At 57.8% G+C, this 18918-nt stretch carries 17 protein-coding genes, 4 tRNA genes and 1 pseudogene; 18 read left to right on the plus strand and 4 right to left on the minus strand.

Annotation, left to right across the window (positions count from 1 at the left end):
* The first annotated feature begins 305 nt into the window (after window positions 1-305).
* The 8 genes from KGB06_RS14415 to pyrF all read left to right on the plus strand — a co-directional run bounded on the left by KGB06_RS14415 (window position 306) and on the right by pyrF (window position 7877).
* The gene (locus KGB06_RS14415; RefSeq protein ID WP_223516810.1) at window positions 306-1973 is read left to right on the plus strand and encodes an AMP-binding protein; all 1668 of its coding nucleotides are present in this window, start codon (window positions 306-308) and stop codon (window positions 1971-1973) included.
* A 32-nt stretch (window positions 1974-2005) separates the two neighbouring features.
* Window positions 2006-2449, plus strand: coding sequence for a hotdog fold thioesterase (locus KGB06_RS14420; RefSeq protein WP_223516812.1), 444 nt, complete (start codon window positions 2006-2008; stop codon window positions 2447-2449).
* Window positions 2450-2740: 291 nt separating this feature from the next.
* Window positions 2741-3547 (plus strand): alpha/beta fold hydrolase, encoded by an 807-nt coding sequence (locus tag KGB06_RS14425; RefSeq protein ID WP_223516814.1) that lies wholly within the window; start codon window positions 2741-2743, stop codon window positions 3545-3547.
* Window positions 3544-4398, plus strand: a complete 855-nt coding sequence (locus tag KGB06_RS14430; RefSeq protein ID WP_223516816.1) for an alpha/beta hydrolase — start codon at window positions 3544-3546, stop codon at window positions 4396-4398. Before KGB06_RS14425 ends, KGB06_RS14430 begins: the two co-directional genes overlap by 4 nt.
* A 50-nt stretch (window positions 4399-4448) precedes the next feature.
* Window positions 4449-5108 (plus strand): glutathione S-transferase family protein, encoded by a 660-nt coding sequence (locus tag KGB06_RS14435; protein ID WP_223516817.1) that lies wholly within the window; start codon window positions 4449-4451, stop codon window positions 5106-5108.
* Between the two features lie 8 nt (window positions 5109-5116).
* Window positions 5117-5923 carry a DUF4892 domain-containing protein gene (locus KGB06_RS14440; protein ID WP_223516819.1) on the plus strand — a complete coding sequence of 269 codons (807 nt, stop codon included), beginning with the start codon at window positions 5117-5119 and terminating at the stop codon, window positions 5921-5923.
* 69 nt (window positions 5924-5992) lie between these two features.
* Window positions 5993-7048 (plus strand): AI-2E family transporter, encoded by a 1056-nt coding sequence (locus tag KGB06_RS14445; RefSeq protein WP_223516821.1) that lies wholly within the window; start codon window positions 5993-5995, stop codon window positions 7046-7048.
* Between the two features lie 130 nt (window positions 7049-7178).
* A complete protein-coding gene (pyrF, locus tag KGB06_RS14450; protein WP_027924005.1) occupies window positions 7179-7877 on the plus strand; it encodes an orotidine-5'-phosphate decarboxylase in 699 nt (232 codons plus the stop codon).
* 153 nt (window positions 7878-8030) lie between these two features.
* Here the strand turns inward: pyrF and KGB06_RS14455 are convergent, their stop codons facing one another.
* Both KGB06_RS14455 and KGB06_RS14460 read right to left on the minus strand, forming a co-directional pair.
* On the minus strand, window positions 8031-9035 hold the full coding sequence (locus tag KGB06_RS14455; RefSeq protein ID WP_223516823.1) for an NADP-dependent oxidoreductase: 1005 nt from the start codon (window positions 9033-9035) through the stop codon (window positions 8031-8033).
* A complete protein-coding gene (locus tag KGB06_RS14460) occupies window positions 9032-9169 on the minus strand; it encodes a hypothetical protein (RefSeq protein WP_223516825.1) in 138 nt (45 codons plus the stop codon). The genes KGB06_RS14455 and KGB06_RS14460 overlap by 4 nt, the downstream gene beginning before the upstream one ends.
* 103 nt (window positions 9170-9272) lie before the next feature.
* On the opposite strand from KGB06_RS14460, the gene KGB06_RS14465 reads away from it, so the two are divergent.
* The 4 genes and pseudogenes from KGB06_RS14465 (at window position 9273) to KGB06_RS30105 (ending at window position 13680) form a co-directional block, all read left to right on the plus strand.
* A complete protein-coding gene (locus KGB06_RS14465) occupies window positions 9273-10034 on the plus strand; it encodes an SDR family oxidoreductase (protein ID WP_223516827.1) in 762 nt (253 codons plus the stop codon).
* Window positions 10035-10218: 184 nt separating this feature from the next.
* A complete protein-coding gene (locus KGB06_RS14470; protein ID WP_223516828.1) occupies window positions 10219-11604 on the plus strand; it encodes a PLP-dependent aminotransferase family protein in 1386 nt (461 codons plus the stop codon).
* Between the two features lie 987 nt (window positions 11605-12591).
* Window positions 12592-12816 (plus strand): annotated as a pseudogene (locus tag KGB06_RS30100) (HAMP domain-containing protein); the annotation flags it as partial.
* Window positions 12814-13680 carry a methyl-accepting chemotaxis protein gene (locus KGB06_RS30105; protein ID WP_411741851.1) on the plus strand — a complete coding sequence of 289 codons (867 nt, stop codon included), beginning with the start codon at window positions 12814-12816 and terminating at the stop codon, window positions 13678-13680. The pseudogene KGB06_RS30100 and the gene KGB06_RS30105, both read left to right, overlap by 3 nt.
* A gap of 159 nt (window positions 13681-13839) precedes the next feature.
* Here KGB06_RS30105 and KGB06_RS14480 read toward each other — a convergent pair whose 3' ends face one another.
* Window positions 13840-14610 (minus strand): hypothetical protein, encoded by a 771-nt coding sequence (locus KGB06_RS14480; RefSeq protein ID WP_411741850.1) that lies wholly within the window; start codon window positions 14608-14610, stop codon window positions 13840-13842.
* 377 nt (window positions 14611-14987) lie between these two features.
* Between KGB06_RS14480 and KGB06_RS14485 the strand changes: the two genes are divergently transcribed.
* The 5 genes from KGB06_RS14485 to KGB06_RS14505 all read left to right on the plus strand — a co-directional run bounded on the left by KGB06_RS14485 (window position 14988) and on the right by KGB06_RS14505 (window position 16703).
* Window positions 14988-15063, plus strand: a tRNA-Glu gene (locus KGB06_RS14485).
* A gap of 2 nt (window positions 15064-15065) precedes the next feature.
* Window positions 15066-15141 (plus strand) — tRNA-Gly (locus tag KGB06_RS14490).
* Window positions 15142-15246: 105 nt separating this feature from the next.
* Window positions 15247-15322: transfer RNA gene (locus tag KGB06_RS14495), tRNA-Glu, on the plus strand.
* A gap of 3 nt (window positions 15323-15325) precedes the next feature.
* Window positions 15326-15401, plus strand: a tRNA-Gly gene (locus KGB06_RS14500).
* Window positions 15402-15941: 540 nt separating this feature from the next.
* Complete coding sequence (locus KGB06_RS14505; RefSeq protein ID WP_223516834.1) at window positions 15942-16703, plus strand: response regulator; 762 nt, start codon at window positions 15942-15944, stop codon at window positions 16701-16703.
* Between the two features lie 45 nt (window positions 16704-16748).
* Here KGB06_RS14505 and KGB06_RS14510 read toward each other — a convergent pair whose 3' ends face one another.
* Window positions 16749-18257 (minus strand): sensor histidine kinase, encoded by a 1509-nt coding sequence (locus KGB06_RS14510; RefSeq protein ID WP_223516836.1) that lies wholly within the window; start codon window positions 18255-18257, stop codon window positions 16749-16751.
* Window positions 18258-18329: 72 nt separating this feature from the next.
* Between KGB06_RS14510 and KGB06_RS14515 the strand changes: the two genes are divergently transcribed.
* Entirely contained in the window at window positions 18330-18854 is a 525-nt protein-coding gene (locus tag KGB06_RS14515) for a hypothetical protein (RefSeq protein WP_223516838.1), read from the plus strand.
* The last annotated feature ends 64 nt before the right edge of the window (window positions 18855-18918 follow it).

Raw genomic sequence — 18918 nt, forward strand, 5'->3', positions numbered from 1 at the left:
GTGAAATCAGACGATGCGGTGTTTCAGGAAGACCGAAAACTCAGGTTTTACGACTGCTGCGCAGCCGGACGCAGGCTTCGCCAGCTGCTACGGATCGCGTTATGGCTTAACTGACTGGCATTAGGGCTTGCCCGCGATGCAGGCACCTCGGTATTTCTGGAACACCGAGGTGACATCATCGCGGGCAAGTCGGATCGCCGCACCGCCGGCTCCTACAGGGCGCTGAATTTTGTGTGAAATAGTCAACCAAGCAACCGCTTGGTTGACTACGCTTGCTCCAGAATAAAAATTCAGGAGCGAGTCGCATGTCTGCTGCTTTTCGTTTGCCGCTGGATGTCTTCTACGAACGCGAGGCCCGTCATCCACGTCAGCGTTTTCTGGTCCAGCCCACGGGCGGCGGGCAGGTCGAGACCCTGTCCTGGGCCGACGTCGGTCATCAGGCGCGCTGCGCCGCGCATTGGCTGAGGGCGCGCGATCTGCCACAAGGCAGCCATATCGCTCTTGTTTCGAAGAACTGTGCCCACTGGATCATCGCCGACCTGGCGATCTGGATGGCCGGGCATGTCTCTGTACCGTTGTACCCCAACCTGACCGCTGAGTCGGTGGCTCAGGTGCTCGACCACTCTGAAGCGGCGCTGGCGTTTATCGGCAAACTCGATGACTGGCCGAGCATGTCCCATGGTGTCAGCCCTGACTTGCCGACGATCAGTCTGCCGCTGCATCCACCGGGCCGCTTCGATTTCAGTTGGTCCGATTTGCAGCGCAACTCGCCCATCCAGGATGACCCCAAACCCGCCGCCGATCAGTTGGCGACCATCATTTATACCTCTGGCACCACTGGCCTGCCCAAAGGCGTGATGCACAGTTTCGGTAATCTGGGGTTCGCCAGTACGCGCGGTACGCAGTTGTTTGGCCTCAACGAGTCGGACCGGCTGCTGTCCTATTTGCCGCTGTGCCACGTGGCTGAGCGGATGTTCGTCGAGCTGGCCTCGATTTACACCGGGCAAACCGTGTTCTTTGCCGAGAGCCTCGACACCTTCCTGACTGACTTGCAGCGTGCGCGGCCCACCGCCTTGTTCGGGGTGCCACGGATCTGGAGCAAATTCCAGATGGGCGTGTACAGCAAGATCCCGGCAAAACGCCTCGATTTTCTGCTTGGCTTGCCCTTCGTTGGCAAGCGGGTCGGGCATAAAGTCCTCGCCGGACTGGGGCTGGACGCGTTGCGCGTCGCCTTGTCCGGCGCGGCGCCCGTGCCACAAACCTTGCTGCTGTGGTACCGCAAACTGGGGCTGGATGTGCTTGAGGTTTACGGCATGACCGAGAGCTGCGGCTACTCCCACATTTGCCGACCCGGCGAAAACAAACCCGGCTGGATCGGCAAGCCTTGCCCGGAGGTTGAAGTGCGGATCGCCGAGTCGGGCGAGGTCATGGTGCGCAGTGGCGCGACCATGCTCGGCTATTTCAAGGAACCGCAGAAAACCGCTGAAACCATCACTGAAGACGGTTTCTTGCGCACCGGCGACAAGGGCGAGCAAGACGCGGAAGGCAACCTGCGCCTGACCGGACGGTTGAAGGAAATCTTCAAGACCAGCAAGGGCAAATACGTGGCGCCGGCACCGATCGAAAATCGACTGGCGGTGCATTCGCGAATCGAGCAAGTGTGTGTGGTCGGTGATGGCTTGAGTGCGCCGCTGGGGCTGTGTGTGTTGTCGGCGGTCGGGCAACAAGACGCCAGCGGAACGGCGAGGGCGGGGCTGCATTCAAGCCTCGAAAAACTGCTGGATGAGGTCAATGGCGTCCTCGACAAACATGAGCGTTTGCGGCGTCTGGTGGTGGTCAAGGACAGCTGGGCCGTGGAAAACGGTTTCCTGACGCCGACCCTGAAAATCAAGCGCAACGTGATCGAAGCGGCTTACGGAGCCCGCTTCGAAGAATGGAGCGAGCGCAGCGAGGCGGTGCTGTGGCAGGATTGAGCGACGAACAACACCTACAAAGGAAAGCAGCGATGAGTCTGTGGCGTACCACTCCCAACATCGAGCAGTTGAACGCAATCCAGAAAAACACCATCGGCGAAGTGCTGGATATTCGCTTCGAAGCATTCGACGAAGGGTCCCTGACCGCAAGCATGGTCGTTGATCACCGCACTCACCAGCCTTACGGCCTGCTGCATGGCGGTGCCTCGGTGGTGCTGGCCGAGACGGTCGGTTCAATGGCCAGCTACCTGTGCATCGACACCCGCAAGTTTTATTGCGTGGGTCTGGAAATCAACGCCAACCATTTGCGCGGCCTGCGCAGTGGGCGAGTGTCCGCAGTGGCCACGCCGATCCACATCGGTCGCACGACGCACGTCTGGGATATCCGTTTGACCAGCGATGAAGGCAAGGCCAGTTGTGTGTCGCGGTTGACCATGGCGGTTGTGCCGTTGGGCGAGAACCCGCCAGCCCGGTAAACCCGGCTGTCCAAACCTGCATCCGGCTCGTGTAGCAGCTGTCGAGCAGCGCGAGGCTGCGTTCGCGGTCAACCTGAAACACCGCGTTGGTAGATTTCACGACTGCTTCGCCCGAGCGCGGACCGAGCCGGACGCAGCCTCGCGCTGCTCGACAGCTGCTACAGGGCTCTGCATCACCGTTTCGGACATTGCCTTGACCGGACTGTCATCATTCCTGTCACTTACAGTCATTGCTGTCAGCCGTCGTCTTACGGACAATCAACGCCTGTTCTCGCTCATGGATTTGCCGGTATGTCGCAACAGATATTTTTCGCTCACGCCAATGGTTTTCCTTCAGGGACCTACGGCAAATTGTTCGCGGCGCTGGCGCCCGAATATCAGGTGACGCATCTGGAGCAGCACGCTCATGACCCGCGTTTTCCGGCGGACGACAATTGGTACAACCTGGTGGATGAGCTGATCCATCACCTCAAGCAACAAGCGGAACCGGTGTGGGGCGTCGGCCATTCCTTTGGCGGCTTGCTGCACTTGCACGCGGCACTGCGTTGTCCTGAGTTGTATCGCGGCGTGGTGATGCTCGATTCTCCGGTCCTGACCCTGACCGATCGATGGGTCATCCGCGCCGCCAAGCGTTTCGGTTTTATCGACCGTTTGACCCCGGCCGGTCGCACCCTGGGGCGCCGGGAAGAGTTCGCTGACATCGAAAGCGCCCGCCGCTATTTCTCGGGCAAAACCCTGTTCCGCAGTTTTGATCCGGAATGCTTTGATGCCTACCTGCAACATGGTTTGCAAAGGGTCGGGGACAAACTGCGCTTGCGTTTCAATCCCGCTACGGAAATCAGCATCTACCGTGGCGTGCCCCACACCAGCCCCGGTCGCACGCGTCAGCTGAAAGTGCCGCTGGCGGTGGTGCGCGGGCACAAGAGCCGCGTGGTGATGCGTCATCATGCAAGCTCCGTCGGGCGCATGCCGCTGGGTGAATCCCTGACCGTGCCCGGTGGCCACATGTTTCCTCTTGAACGTCCACATGACACGGCCACGCTGCTGAAAAATCTGTTCAGCCGTTGGGACGGTCGCAGCCAACAGGATTGCGCATGAGCAATGCCGTCGAAGAAGTTCGCCTGTGCCTGCCGCACATCGAGTTGGCGGCGCATTTGTTCGGTCCTGAAGACGGCCTGCCGGTGATTGCGCTGCATGGCTGGCTGGACAATGCCAACAGCTTTGCCCGGCTGGCGCCCAAGCTCGATGGCCTGCGCATCATCGCCCTGGACATGGCCGGTCACGGTCATTCCGGGCATCGCCCCCCCGGCGCCGGATACGCGATGTGGGATTACGCCCATGACGTGCTGCAAGTTGCCGAACAGCTTGGTCTGAAGAAATTTGCGCTGATGGGGCACTCCATGGGGGCGATCGCTTCTCTGATCATTGCCGGGTCGATGCCGGAGCGCGTCACCCACCTGGCCCTGATCGACGGCATCATTCCTCCTACAGACAAAGGCGAAAATGCTGCCGAGCGCATGGGCATGGCCCTGCAAGCGCAACTGGATTTGCGGGAGAAACAAAAACCGGTCTACAACACCCTCAATCGCGCCATTGAAGCGCGCATGAAAGGGTTGGTGGCCGTCAGTCGCGAAGCGGCCGAGCTGCTGGCCCAGCGGGGCTTGATGCCGGTGCCGGGGGGGTACACCTGGCGTACCGACAGCCGGCTGACGCTGCCTTCGCCGTTGCGCCTGACCACCGAACAGGCCATGGCGTTCGTCCAGCGGGTCAGTTGTCCTGCCAAACTGGTGGTCGCGGCGGACGGCATGCTCGCCAAACATCCCGAGTTGCTGGAGCGTCTACCCTTTAGCCGAGAACAACTGCCTGGCGGTCATCATTTGCACCTGAATGACGAACCCGGCGCCGACCTTGTCGCAGACTGTTTCAATCGGTTCTTCGCCGTTCCTTGACTTGCGCCGGGCAACTGTCGAGGCTGGGCGGGTTGAAATGGGAGACAACCATGATAGATCTCTACACCGCTGCGACCCCGAATGGCCACAAGGTCTCTATCGTGCTCGAGGAACTCGGCCTGCCCTACACGGTGCATACCCTGAGTTTCGACAAAAAGGAACAGAAGTCCGAGGACTTCCTCAAGATCAATCCCAATGGGCGGATTCCGGCGATTGTCGACCGCGCCAATGGCGATTTCGCCGTGTTTGAATCCGGCGCTATCCTGATTTACCTCGCTGAAATGACCGGCAAGCTGATGCCCCTGGACCCGAAAGGGCGCTCGATGGTATTGCAATGGCTGATGTTCCAGATGGGAGGCATCGGTCCGATGCAAGGGCAGGCCAACGTGTTTTTCCGCTACTTCCCGGAAAAACTCCAGGGCGCCATCGATCGCTATCAACATGAAACCCGACGCCTCTATGAAGTGCTCGATACCCGTCTGCAAACCGAAGAATTTCTGGCCAGCGAGTACAGCATTGCCGACATCGCCACGTATCCGTGGGTGCGTGGACATGAGTGGTCCGGGGTCGAGGTCGACGGTTTGACTGCCTTGCAGCGCTGGATGGCAACCATGGCAGCGCGCTCTGCGGTGCAGCGCGGTTTGCTGGTGCCGGAACGTATTGACGATGCCAGCGTCGTCAAGGGTGCCCAGGCCATGCTGATCCGATGAGCCTATCCATGCGTTCACTCAGTCTGCTGGCGCTGTGTTGTTTCAGTCCTTTATCGTTTGCCGCCGATGTCCCCGGCAGTCAGGACCTGCCGATCCTGCCGCGTATGGAAGATGCGCAGATCGTCGATTATCGTCCGGCCGTCGAACTTGAACGGATCTACCCGCTGGGGTCCATCCGCAAGATCAGCGGCCAATTGCGCTTTGATGGTCAGATCACGGCTCGTGGGCAAACCACGTCGGTCACCTACGAGTTGCCACCGGAACACTCCTCCACCGAAGCCTTTACGGCCGCGCGTGAAGCCTTGCAAAAGCAGGGCGCCGAGTTGCTGTTCTGGTGCCAGGCCCGCGATTGCGGCGAAAGCAGCCTGTGGGCCAACGGAGTCTTCGGCAATGCCAAGCTCTACGGTGCTGACGATCAGCAGGCGTATTTGCTGCTGCGACTGGCGGCGCCGCAGGACAATTCGCTGGTGGCGCTTTACAGCATCACTCGCGGTAATCGCAAAGCCTATCTGCACGTCGAGCAATTCGATGCGACGGCGCCGTTGGGCGACCTGTTGCCGACTTCCGCCACCTTGCTGCGCCAGCTCAAAAGCACTGGTGTACTCGATTTTCCCAAACTGGTTGCTGATCCCGACGAAAAGTGGCTGCGTCTGATTTCTCGTGGGCTGAACCTGGACACCACCTTGCGAGTCAGTGTTTCCGGCGCCAAGGCTGAAGCCTGGCGCGAGGCACTGATCAGCCAGGGCGTACGTGCTGCGAGAATGGAAGCCGGCAACGTTGAAGGCTCTGGCCTGCACATCGAGCTGTTGCGATAAGCTGTACAGGCGAACGCGGATTGCGCGTTCGTCTACCCATTTTTTTGACTGACTTTTTTGAGACTTTACATGCCCAATAACGATCGCCTGTTGGTGCAGATTCTGCTCCTGGTGCTGTTTGGCGCGAGCTTCTGGGTGATGGCGCCCTTCTGGTCTGCGCTGTTCTGGGGCGCGGTGCTGGCGTTTGCCAGTTGGCCGTTGATGCGCTTGTTGACCCGTTGGCTCAATGGCCGTGAATCCCTGGCGGCCGCATTGCTGACCCTCGGCTGGATGGTGCTGGTGGCGGTGCCGCTGGTTTGGCTGGGTTTCAACCTTGCTGACCATGTGCGTGACGCAACGGTTTTTATCAAGGATGTACAGGTCGATGGCCTGCCTGAAGCGCCGGCCTGGCTGGACAGCATTCCTTTGGTTGGCGCACGGCTGGTGGTGATCTGGAACAGCATCGATCAGCAAGGCGCCGCAATGATGGTGTCGCTCAAACCTTATCTGGGACAGGTCGGTAACTGGCTGCTGGCGCGCAGTGCGCAGATTGGCGGCGGTATTCTCGAACTGACACTGAGCATCGTGTTTGTGTTCTTTTTCTATCGCGACGGCCCACGGTTGGCGGTGTTTGTTCATGGGTTACTGGAGCGCCTGATCGGTCAGCGCGCCGAGTATTACATCGATTTGGTGGCGGGCACGGTGCAGCGGGTGGTGAACGGTGTAATCGGTACTGCAGCGGCGCAAGCGGTGCTGGCGTTGATCGGTTTCCTGATTGCCGGGGTGCCTGGTGCATTGGTGCTGGGCATCGTGACCTTCTTGCTCAGTCTGATTCCGATGGGGCCGCCGCTGGTGTGGATCCCGGCCACAGCCTGGTTGGCCTGGAAGGGTGAGTACGGAATGGCGATATTTCTGGGAATCTGGGGCACGTTCATCATCAGCGGCGTCGACAACGTGCTGAAGCCGTACCTGATCAGTCGGGGCGGGAATCTGCCGTTGGTGATTGTGCTGCTGGGGGTGTTTGGCGGGTTGATTGCGTTTGGCTTTATCGGGTTGTTTATCGGCCCGACATTGTTGGCCGTGGCTTACAGCTTGCTGACTGACTGGAGCAAGAGTCAGGCGCGGGTGGACGATCATCGGCCTTAAAGTGTTTGTTGCGGTTCCAAAAGACTAGTCTTGCTTGAGCGCCGATGACGAATTACCGATCATCGGGTCCCGCAGCGCCGCTGGTTCCGCTACAATGCGCGCCGATTTCGTCCTGCCTGAGAGCCCGCACATGTCCGTCTGCCAGACTCCTATCATCGTCGCCCTGGATTTCCCCACCCGTGACGCCGCACTGAAGCTGGCCGATCAGTTGGACCCAAAACTGTGCCGGGTAAAAGTCGGCAAGGAACTGTTCACCAGCTGCGCTTCGGAAATCGTCGGCACCTTGCGTGACAAGGGCTTCGAAGTGTTCCTGGACCTGAAATTCCACGACATCCCGAACACCACCGCCATGGCCGTCAAAGCTGCAGCGGAAATGGGCGTGTGGATGGTCAACGTCCATTGCTCCGGCGGCCTGCGCATGATGGCGGCCTGCCGTGAAGTGCTGGACCAGCGTACCGGGCCTAAACCGCTGCTGATCGGTGTGACCGTGCTGACCAGCATGGAGCGTGAAGATCTGGCGGGTATCGGTCTGGACATCGAGCCGCAAGAGCAGGTGCTGCGCCTGGCCGCGCTGGCGGAAAAAGCCGGGATGGACGGTCTGGTGTGTTCGGCGCTAGAGGCCCAGGCCTTGAAGTCGGCGCACCCGTCGCTGCAACTGGTGACCCCTGGCATTCGTCCGGCAGGCAGTGCGCAAGACGATCAACGCCGCATCCTGACCCCGCGCCAGGCACTGGACGCCGGTTCAGATTACCTGGTGATTGGTCGTCCGATCAGCCAGGCGGCGGATCCGGCCAAGGCACTTGCCGCCGTAGTCGCCGAACTCGCTTAACCAAACACCGAAGATCAAAATGTAGGAGTGAGCCTGCTCGCGATAGCGGTGTATCAGTCAATAATGATGTCGACTGATACTCCCTCATCGCGAGCAGGTCGAATCGTCGCACCGTCACTCCTACAGTTGTTTTGCGGCGTCTGAAAGGACTGTTTAAACCTTCAACACCAACTTCCCGAAATTCTCGCCGCTGAACAATTTCATCAGCGTCTCCGGGAACGTCTCCAGTCCTTCGACAATGTCTTCCTTGCTTTTGAGCTGCCCCTTGGCCATCCAACCGGCCATTTCCTGCCCGGCGGCAGCGAATTGGGCTGCGTAGTCCATCACGACAAAACCCTCCATCCGCGCGCGGTTGACCAGTAGCGACAGGTAATTGGCCGGGCCCTTGACCGCTTCCTTGTTGTTGTACTGGCTGATTGCGCCGCAAATCACCACGCGCGCCTTCATGTTCAGTCGGCTCAGCACTGCATCGAGGATGTCACCGCCGACGTTATCGAAATACACGTCGACCCCTTTCGGGCATTCGCGTTTAAGACCGGCGATGACGTCTTCGTTTTTGTAGTCGATAGCGCCGTCAAAACCCAATTCGTCGATCAGGAATTGACACTTGTCTGCGCCGCCGGCAATCCCGACCACGCGGCAACCTTTGATTTTGGCGATCTGCCCGGCAATGCTGCCCACCGCGCCGGCAGCCCCCGACAGCACCACGGTGTCCCCGGCTTTCGGCGCACCGACATCGAGCAGAGCGAAGTAGGCGGTCATCCCGGTCATGCCAAGGGCGGACAAGTAGCGCGGCAATGGCGCCAATGCCGGATCAACCTTGTAGAAACCTCGTGGTTCGCCAAGGAAGTAATCCTGCACGCCGAGGGCACCGTTGACGTAGTCCCCGACGGCAAATCCTGGATTATTCGAGGCGACGACTTTGCCTACGCCCAATGCGCGCATCACTTCACCCAGACCGACCGGCGGAATGTAGGACTTGCCCTCGTTCATCCAGCCGCGCATGGCCGGGTCCAGGGACAGGTATTCGTTTTTGACCAGAATCTGACCCGCAGCCGGCTTGCCGACCGGTACTTCTTGATAGGTAAAGGTCTCGCGGGTCGCCGCGCCCACCGGACGTTTGGCGAGCAGGAACTGGCGATTGGTCTGGGTAGTCATGACAGGCACTCAAGATGAATGAAGCCTTGTTGATAGCCCTTCATGGTCAATGCCGCAAGTTTGGCTGATGCGGCGAATGCACCGCGATCCAGTGCAGTGATAATCGGCGCCAGGGTTCTATCACTGCCACTCATGGCCGCCCAACCGGCCTTCTGATAGTGCTGCCGTGCCGAAGCCCTCCATGCCTAGACTGAAACCAGTCAATCCCCCCGTATTCTTCTCTTCGAGGACATAACAATGAGCATGACGTTTTCCGGTCAGGTCGCCGTAGTGACTGGCGCTGCCAACGGTATTGGCCGCGCGACCGCCCAGGCATTCGCTGCCGAAGGGTTGAAGGTGGTGGTCGCCGATCTGGACACCGCCGGCGGCGAAGGCACCGTCTCGTTGATTCGTACGGCGGGTGGCGAAGCGACCTTCGTGCGTTGCAACGTCACGCTGGAAAGCGATGTAAAAAATCTGATGGACGAAGTGGTGAATACCTACGGCCGTCTGGATTATGCCTTCAACAACGCTGGCATCGAGATCGAGAAAGGCAAACTCGCCGAAGGCACGCTGGATGAGTTCGACGCGATCATGGGTGTCAACGTCAAAGGCGTCTGGCTGTGCATGAAGTATCAATTGCCCTTGTTGTTGGCCCAGGGCGGCGGTGCGATCGTCAACACCGCTTCGGTAGCCGGCCTGGGGGCCGCACCAAAGATGAGTATTTATGCCGCGTCCAAACATGCGGTGATCGGGCTGACCAAGTCGGCAGCGATCGAATACGCCAAGAAGAAAATTCGCGTGAATGCGGTATGCCCGGCAGTGATCGACACCGACATGTTCCGCCGTGCCTATGAAGCGGATCCGAAGAAGGGCGAGTTTGCCAACGCCATGCACCCGGTGGGTCGCATCGGCAAGGTCGAGGAAATTGCCAGCGCCGTGCTGTACCTGTGCAGCGACGGCGCAGCGTTCACCACTGGCCATTCGCTGGCGGTGGATGGTGGCGTTACGGCGTTTTGAAATCAGGTGCTGCAACGTAGGAAAAAGCCCGCATTTCTGCGGGCTTTTTTACAGTTCCGTGACGGGGCTGGGCAATGTGTTTCAAAGGGTTAGATTCGAGGGATTTAGCGGCGTTGTCGCACATCCGATCCAGCGCTCCTGTGATTAACTGTTTCCCGCAAAACGGACAGGAGTGTGCTTGCTCATGGAATTGAGAATCGATCGACAGGCATTGGTGCCGGTCGTGCAGCAAATCGTCGACGCATTGGCCGGCTGGCTCCGCCAGGACGGGGTACTGCCGGGGACGCGTTTGCCTTCTGCGCGGCAAATTGCACGGGCCAATTTGCTCAGTCAATCCAGCGTCGTCGAAGCCTGCGAACGTCTGGTAGCGCAAGGCGTGCTGGCGCCGCGTCAGGGTGCCGGTTTCATTGTTGCGGTGCTGGTCGCTGATGGGCGACAGGATGGCCCTTGGTTCGAAGGGGCTGAAATGACGCTCGGCGGCGCCTCGGGCGAACTCAAACTGGGTTGTGGCGGCCTACCCGAAAGCTGGCGTGAAACTGACGATTTGACCTACGCGATCCGTCAGGTGAGCCGCACCGACATGGCCGGGTTGTTCAACTACAGCACGCCACTGGGTTTACCTGCCTTGCGCGAGCAAATCCTCAAGCGTCTCCTGCAACTCGACATCGAAGTTGACAAACGACGGATTGTGACCACTTCCGGGGCTACTCACGGGCTCGATCTGATCGTGCGCACGTTGCTCAAACCGGGAGATTGTGTGGTGGTGGAAAGTCCGGGGTATTCGATGTTGTTCGATCTGCTCAGGCTAAATGGCGTGACGATGATCGAAGTGCCGCGCACCCCGTGTGGGCCTGACACGCAGACGCTTGAAGCGCTGCTGGTGAAGTACCGGCCCCGTGCGCTGTTCATCAATAGCTTCTACCACAACCCGACGGGCAGCAGCCTGACACCCGTGATAGCGCAGCAGGTGCTGCAACTGACCAAAGCCCATGGCGTGCTGGTCATTGAAGATGACGTCTATGCCGATTTGCACAGCGGCCCCGGCACTCGCCTCGCGGCAATGGGGATCGATGACAATGTGATTTATGTCGGCAGTTACTCCAAGACCCTCAGCAGTTCATTGCGCGTCGGCTTTGTCGTGGCCAGTGACGCGATAGTTTCGCGACTGGCCGAGGTCAAGATGACCAGCAGCATGGGCGCCTCAAGGTTCTGCGAGGCAGTGCTGGCTTGTCTGTTGGCCAGCGGCGCGTATCGCAAACTGGTTCAGCGTCAGCGCCAGCGCTTGAACACTGACAGAGAAGCCGCTCTGCAAGTGCTCGAAGACACCGACTGGGAGGTTTTCGGCAAGCCGGTGGGGGGGCTGTTCATCTGGGCGCGATCACGCAGTTGCGACTTTGCTCAGGTGTGCATACAGGCCCGACGCTTCGGGGTGCTGTTGTCTTCTGTTACAGCATTCAGCCCCGGCGGTGAGGCCACGGACTGGCAGCGCATCAATGTGGCGTATGCCTGTGATCCTCGGGCACGGGCATTTTTTCAGGCCACCGCTCTGAATCGACCTCAAGCGTTCTGAAAACGACGCTGGCGTAGCTTTTTGCCATTATTGTGGCGCCAGAGACTTGTGTTGGCTCAGGCCCGTTGCGAATCTGCATCAACAGACTATGTCAGGGGACTAAGTGCAATGATTTCGGCCGTGCAAGGACGTTTTGCCAACCTCGGTATGGCAAAAAAAATGGGTGTCGGGTTCGTCCTGGTGCTGCTGTTGACAGCGCTGGTCGCCGCCATCGGCGTATGGTCCCTGCAAACCATCAGTCAGCGCTTTGATGGGCTCAAGCAGATGTCATCGCTCAATAGCGGTTTGCTCAAGGTGCGACTGCTTGAGCAGGAGTACGCCTTGCACGGCAACCCGAAAACCGCCGATGCCCTGCACGAGGGCGTTGACGGCCTGATTGCTCTGGCGACGCGACTCAAGGCGGCATCGATGGCTAACGTGCCAGTGATGAATGACGTCGAGCAGTCGCTGGGTGCCTATCGCAAGGCGTTCGATGAGTTCGTCTCGCTGAGTCAGGCCAAGGACCTGGCGCTCGAAATGGCCAGTTGGTCGGTGTCCAGCGTGGCCAATAACCTTGATGTCCTGCAAGCCGGACTGGCCGATGACGGCGCCTATACCTTTAAGCAATCCGAGGGCAAGGATGGTGGGCAGTTTCTCGAGCAGGCCAGCCAGGTCAGCCAGGTCTCGCGATTGATGTTGCAGGCCATGAACGAAGCGCGCGTGCGTCTGGACCAGAGTCGCAAGGGCGACGACAGCGCGGGCCAGGGCAAGATCGAGCAGGCGGATCAGGCGCTGACTCAGGCCGAACAGCTGAAAACCACGGTCAAGGACGAGGGCTATCAGACGGTCCTCAATGAAGTCACTGGCCACATCGGCAGTTTCAGCGAAAAACTCACGGAGTACACCGGTCTGTTGGCCCAGGAGAAAACCGTCTACGAACAACTGCACCAGCGCGCCGCGCAAGTGGTGGAGCGGGTGGATCAGGCCTATGTTGCCGAAGACCGGTCGATGCAGGCCGAGCTGAAAAAGAACTCGTTGCTGATCCTCGGTTCCTCGGCCCTGGCGTTGCTGGTCGGGTTGGTGGCAGCGTGGGTGATTACCCGGTTGATCGTGGCGCCGCTGCGCAGTGTGATCCGTGTGGCGCAGCAGATCGCGGCGGGTGATTTGAGTGCGACGGTTGAAGTGACTCGCCGTGACGAGATCGGCCAATTGATGCTGGCGATGCAACAGATGGGCGCCGGGCTCAGCCGTATCGTCAGTGGCTTGCAGGCCGGTATCGAGCAATTGGCGAATTCTGCGCATTCGCTGTCGGCAGTGACCGAGCAGACCAACCTGGAAGTCAGCAGCCAGAAAGAAGAAACCGAGCAGGTCGCCACGGCGATGAACCAGATGACCGCGACGGTGCACGACGTGGCGCGTAACGCCGAGGAGGCCGCCCAGGCTGCGCAGACGGCGGATGGCAAGGTTGAAAGTGGTCAGCAAGTGGTGCGCCAGAGCATGGCGCGCATCGAGCAGCTGGCGGATTCGGCGACGTCGGCCAGTTCCAGCATCGAAAGCTTGAGTGCAGAGATCCAGAACATCGGTACGGTGCTCGGCGTGATCAAAAGTGTTGCCGAGCAGACCAACCTGTTGGCGCTTAACGCGGCGATCGAGGCCGCGCGGGCGGGCGAGCAGGGCAGGGGCTTTGCCGTGGTGGCCGATGAGGTTCGGGCGCTGGCCAAGCGTACCCAGCAATCGACCGAGGAGATCGAACGCCTGGTCAGCGCCTTGCGCTCGGCTGCTCAGTCGTCGGTAAAGCAGATTCAGAACAGTGGCGAACTGGTGAAGCTGGCGGTCAGTGATGCGTTGCAGACCGAGAGTGCGTTGGGGAGTATTGCGGCGGCGGTGTCGTTGATTCAGCAGATGAACCAGCAGATTGCCGCAGCAGCCGAGGAACAGAGTTCGGTGGCTGAGGAGATTAATCGCAGCGTCACGAGTATCCGCGCGAGTGCGGATCAGTCATCGCTGGCGATGCAGGGTAACGCGGCGTCCAGCATTGAGCTGGCTCAGCTGGGTGTTGAGTTGAAGGGGATGGTGGGGCACTTCCGGCTCTTGTAGGAGCTGGCTTGCCAGCGAAAGCGGCCTGCGGATACCTCCAACCCCTTGTGGGAGCAAGCCGGCTCGCGATGACGGCCTGACAGCCGACCTGTCTTTCCCGGGATTTCGTGAAGAACCAAAAAAAGCCACCTACCCAGGTGGCTTTTCTGTTTGCGCTAATCAGTCGTAAATCACTTTCTTTTTCCAGTCGGCATCGGCTTCGACGTCTTTGAGGCCTACGTTCAACTGGTTTGCCTCACCCTCAACCGCAGCGACGTTGTCCATCACCATCGCGTTGGCGCGAGCCAGGAGTTTCTCCAGGTACTCCAGCTGCTCGGCGTAGACCTGTGGCTCTTGTTGTTTGCGCAGGTACTGCACACCGCGTTCGAACGCCAGTCGCGCCTGACCCGGTTGGTTCTGTTGCAAGCAATGCTGGCCGAGGTTGTTGAAAAATTCGATGTGCAGCAGCACCAGGATATGGCGGACTTCGCGGATCCAGCGCTTGGCTTCGTTGGTCGGCAGGAAACCGTCCTGGGCGGCGCGGGTGATTTGGCCATGCAAGGCTTCGAGCAGGAAGCGTACATCCTTGGCCTTGGCTTCGGTCTGGATCGGTGCCGGCGGGTTGTTGACCGGGATCGATTCGCCCTGAGCAGCAAGGGCCTCCAGTTCGGTAATCCGTGTCTTGAGGTTGGCGCTGGTTTTTTCCAGGTTAAGCAGGCGCAGGCAGACGTTGAGTTCCAGGCGGGTCAACAACAGCTTGAGTGCCGGTGTCATCAACTGACCGGGAAAGGTCTCGGTGATTTCGCCGCAGCGGCGCAGGCGGTCGTTGAGCTCAACCTTGGTGCGGGCCTTTTCCAGCTTGTTGTTTTCCACCACATGGTTCATGTAGCCAATGGCGATCAATAGTGCGATGCCGGCTACGACGAGCAGGGTGATCATGAGTGGTGTCACCGGTAAGACCTCTTATAGGGTTCGCGATCGAGAGTAGTGGCATGGCATTGGGGCGCATAGGCCGTTCGATCACTTGAATCAGCTATGGCCCATCTATGTATCGGCCGTTGTTCGGCTTAGATAAATGGTGGCGAATAGGTTTCGGATTGCCATCATCTTGACCGCATGGACTATAGCGCCTTGATGGATGTCGGAAAATAGGCGTCAAAGGTCTGGCTGCGGAAAAGCCTGAAACGTGTCTGAAAGCAGGGCGAAGTCATTGATTTAAATAAATTTATAACTGGGGGTTGACGACCCCTCAATCCATCCATAGAATGCGCGCCACTTACAGCGGAAAGCACACAGCGAAACGCGGTAGGGAGTGAAGTTGTACGTGTGTCCCCTTCGTCTAGTGGCCTAGGACACCGCCCTTTCACGGCGGTAACAGGGGTTCGAGTCCCCTAGGGGACGCCAATGCGGGAATAGCTCAGTTGGTAGAGCACGACCTTGCCAAGGTCGGGGTCGCGAGTTCGAGTCTCGTTTCCCGCTCCATTTTTAAGCAGCGTTGCTTTCGGGCGACGTTGAGTGAAACCAGAACCGACATCTTCGGATGCGGATTTGGGCACTGAAATACACACCATGTGTTTCAGTTAGCGTGTCCCCTTCGTCTAGTGGCCTAGGACACCGCCCTTTCACGGCGGTAACAGGGGTTCGAGTCCCCTAGGGGACGCCATTTGCGGGAATAGCTCAGTTGGTAGAGCACGACCTTGCCAAGGTCGGGGTCGCGAGTTCGAGTCTCGTTTCCCGCTCCATATTTAACGAAAACGCCGCTCAGCAATGAGCGGCGTTTTTGTTTGCGCGTACAAAACCAAATTGAAAAAATGGGCTTTTAGCCCAATTTTTCATCCAGTGAGCTCCACTGGAAGCCACCTCCAGCCAGTGTCTACGCCCCCAGGGGGATCCACTGCTAGCCGAGCGCTGTCATTGCGCGACTGGTCCGAGTGGCTGTTTGCCAGAAGCGACCCTTCTCGACCCGTTCAATCCACGTCGCCTCAGGGCAAGCAGACCCTACCAAAAGCGGTCGGTGAAATAGGGCCGCTACTATCCCCATAAATGGGGCATTACACCCACCCAACCGGGCGTTTACCACCTAATTTGAGGAGTATTCCCCCCTCACCCTTTCTCTCGCTTGAAACAATCAGAAACAGCTTGTTAATTAGTTTGAATTTTTTCTTCGCCCTAGAGCAATGGCTCATTAGTTGCACCCCCCCTGGTACCCGCAAGAGCTGTCGTCCCGAACATCATGGAGACGGCGGGGCTTGCCAGATTCGGCATGACGCGAGGGGTGAAAAATGACACGCGCGACACCACCATGCAGCTCCGTCGTCTCTTATGAGGAGCTTCTTAGTTCCACGATCAAGATTGGCATCGTTGATGATCACCCGCTGTTAAGGGATGGGGTCACAATGGCGCTGAAGAAAGTAGCTGACTTTCAGGTGGTCGAGCAGGGCGGTTCTGCCGATGATGCCCTGGAAATTGCCGCTCGTTTTGCTCCGAATGTTTTGCTGATGGATGTAAATATGCCGGGCGATAGCTTTGCCGCCGTGCGAGCGATCTCAGCTTCTTCGCCGGCAGTTAAAATTTTGATGCTGACGGTATCCGAGTCCATTGAGGACGCCTATTCTGCCCTCGAAGCGGGCGCGCAGGGATATGCGTTGAAAGGCATAAGCGGTCGTGAGCTTGTACAAGCCATCAGAAATATTGCCGGTGGTGAAACCTTCATTACACCCAAGCTTGCCAGCAAGCTGTTAGGCAATTTCAGAAAGCACGCGGGTGATAAGCAAAAGGTCGAGCTGACCCATCGCGAAGAACAAGTTATCCGGGAGGTATCGAAGGGCCTGACTAACCGCGAGGTCGCTATCAAGCTTGAGCTCTGCGAGAAGACCATCAAGCACTACATGACGAATGTCATGTACAAGCTACGGGTTCGTAACCGCACGCAGGCAGTCGCAGCTGTGAGACGGCATTGGGAGAGTGACCATATACCTGGCTTATGTGGTGTTCTTCAACGCCGCGACTTGAATGACAACGGTAAGACAAGTAACGGGCGATAAGCGCTTGCGGTTACTTGGGTGCAACGATCGTTTTGGCACAGGTGATCAGATTTTGAATTGCGCCCTGGCTTTGGTACCGGCATGGGGCGCCGATTCAATGATGAATATTCCGCCGAGGGATTCGACGCGATAGCGCATGCCGACAAGGCCCAGATGAGTTCTACCTCGACCTGGCGCACTCGGTTTTTCGGATGAAATACCCACTCCCGCATCCTCGACTTGCACTTCCAATAGCCCTTCGCAGTGAGAGGCGCTGAGCTTTTGGCCTTTTCCTCCGGCGTGAATATAGGCATTGTTCAATGCTTCCTGGGCGAAGCGGTAAATACAAATTTTATGCGCTATCGGTACATCCTCTGGAAGAGTATCAAGCTCCAGTTCGACTCGCGTCTCGGTTCGCTCTTCGTGCCGCTCGGCAAGCAATACCAGCGCATCGTGCAGGGTCAGATCATTGACTTCCGGAAGTGCCAGGCCGAGTGATATTTCCCGCACTTCGTTTAAAGCATCCTTGCCGGCACGTCTGATCATTTCGAGGACTTCCCCATCTGAGGCGCCTTGCGAATCTTCGAGCTCTTCAAGGCGAAGGAGAATAAGAGACAACAGCTGAGCAGGACCATCATGAAGATCTGCCCCGATCCGACGAAGAGTGAGTTCATTGATTCTGGAGAATTCGCGATTAGCTGTAGTGACTTTGCGCTGAAGGGCGGCATTATTTGAGTGCAACTTGGCTTGCTCATGCATTCGCCATTTAAGTGCTGTTTCTTGCTGCTTTATTATCTTGTCGTCACGCCGAACGATAAAAAATAACAATAAAAGCATGGCTATCGTTGCTGTACCAACAATCACCCATACTTTCTTGCGAACGTTATTGATTTCGCGCTGTAACGCTTCCGCGGTTTCGTAGAACTCACCCACCGCAACAATCTTTCCAGTACCCGCTTCGCGCAGTGGAGCAAAAATTTCATAGAGCGGAATATTCAGGCTTCGCTCAAAAGCATCCTCAGTAGCATCCGCAGTATCATCTTCAAGATCATTGTCCAGCTCTGTATAGATCTTGCCTGTCAGCGCCTTTGAGATCTCCTCTGTCGGAAAATGTTTTTTAACCGCGGATTTGTCGGTGCTGTAGACAATCGTGCCGTCTGGAAGCCAGATCTTCACCGAGACAACATGTGTACTGAACGAGGTGCTGGACAGCAGGTGATCAATGGTCTGAATAGTGCCATCGGGGAGTTCTTTGGCAGTGGTTAATCCTTGGACGAAAGGTTCGAGGAAGTTCTGCATATAACGCGCCCCCGTCTCTGCCGCCGTTTGAACCGTTGCTTCTTCGATACTCTGGCTTACGAGGTTTCCAACGAACGTCATGGTCAAACCCAGAATTATTGTGGCGCAGATCACGAACTGGGTTGAGCGGCTTAAATGGCGCAATTTCGCACGGGTGCCCTGGCTCCCGGGCATTCCACCACTGGACGTTTGGCCAGTATCTGATTCGACCAAGGTCTGATCCGAATCATTGACCAAGGTCTCAGAATTTGATTGGGCTTTCGTCTCTGTACACATCCGGGTAGCCCTTCAATACTCATTTTTAATGGAGTGTAGAGCTAGCGTTTGAGGTCGAAGGCGGGAGGCGCGATGAATAGTTTAAAAAGATTCTCGATCAATCTGGATCATCGCTATTTCCGGCAACAACGGCCGGGGGTTATTGCCAATAATGTGGTCGGCCATTCGCGCCCTGAACTGTCACCTTACGGCCATACAGGCCAGGATGTCTGCACGCTGGGCATTCAAGTCGAACTCAGTTCACTTGAAATCTCTGTTGAGAAAACGTTCCAGTACCATTTTCAGTACAACAGTGCGGGTGTACCACTCAATCACAACCAAACCTATGGTTCTAATGATTTCCTGACTCCGCCACCAAACGTGTGGAACCACTCTCCAATACATACTAGTCAATTCGTAGTCGATGCCCAGTTGCTCATGGATAAAAGGCTTGTTGACGAAGCCGCATGGACGCAGAACCGTGCCATCACCCCTCAGGAAGTCCCGGACTATGGCGATCTTCGCGAGCCTATTCCGGCCAATGACTCTGATCGCTGGATGTCTGGCATCTGTGACAAGCCCCCTATGCCTGAGAGAGCGTTATGGACAAATGCATAGAGCCCCGATACGTGACGGGGCCTTTAGTAAGTTGCACCTTCTATTCAATCTGCGTTCATGGGCC

It is taken from the genome of Pseudomonas sp. GL-B-19 (assembly GCF_019956415.1).
Taxonomy (GTDB): Bacteria; Pseudomonadota; Gammaproteobacteria; order Pseudomonadales; family Pseudomonadaceae; genus Aquipseudomonas.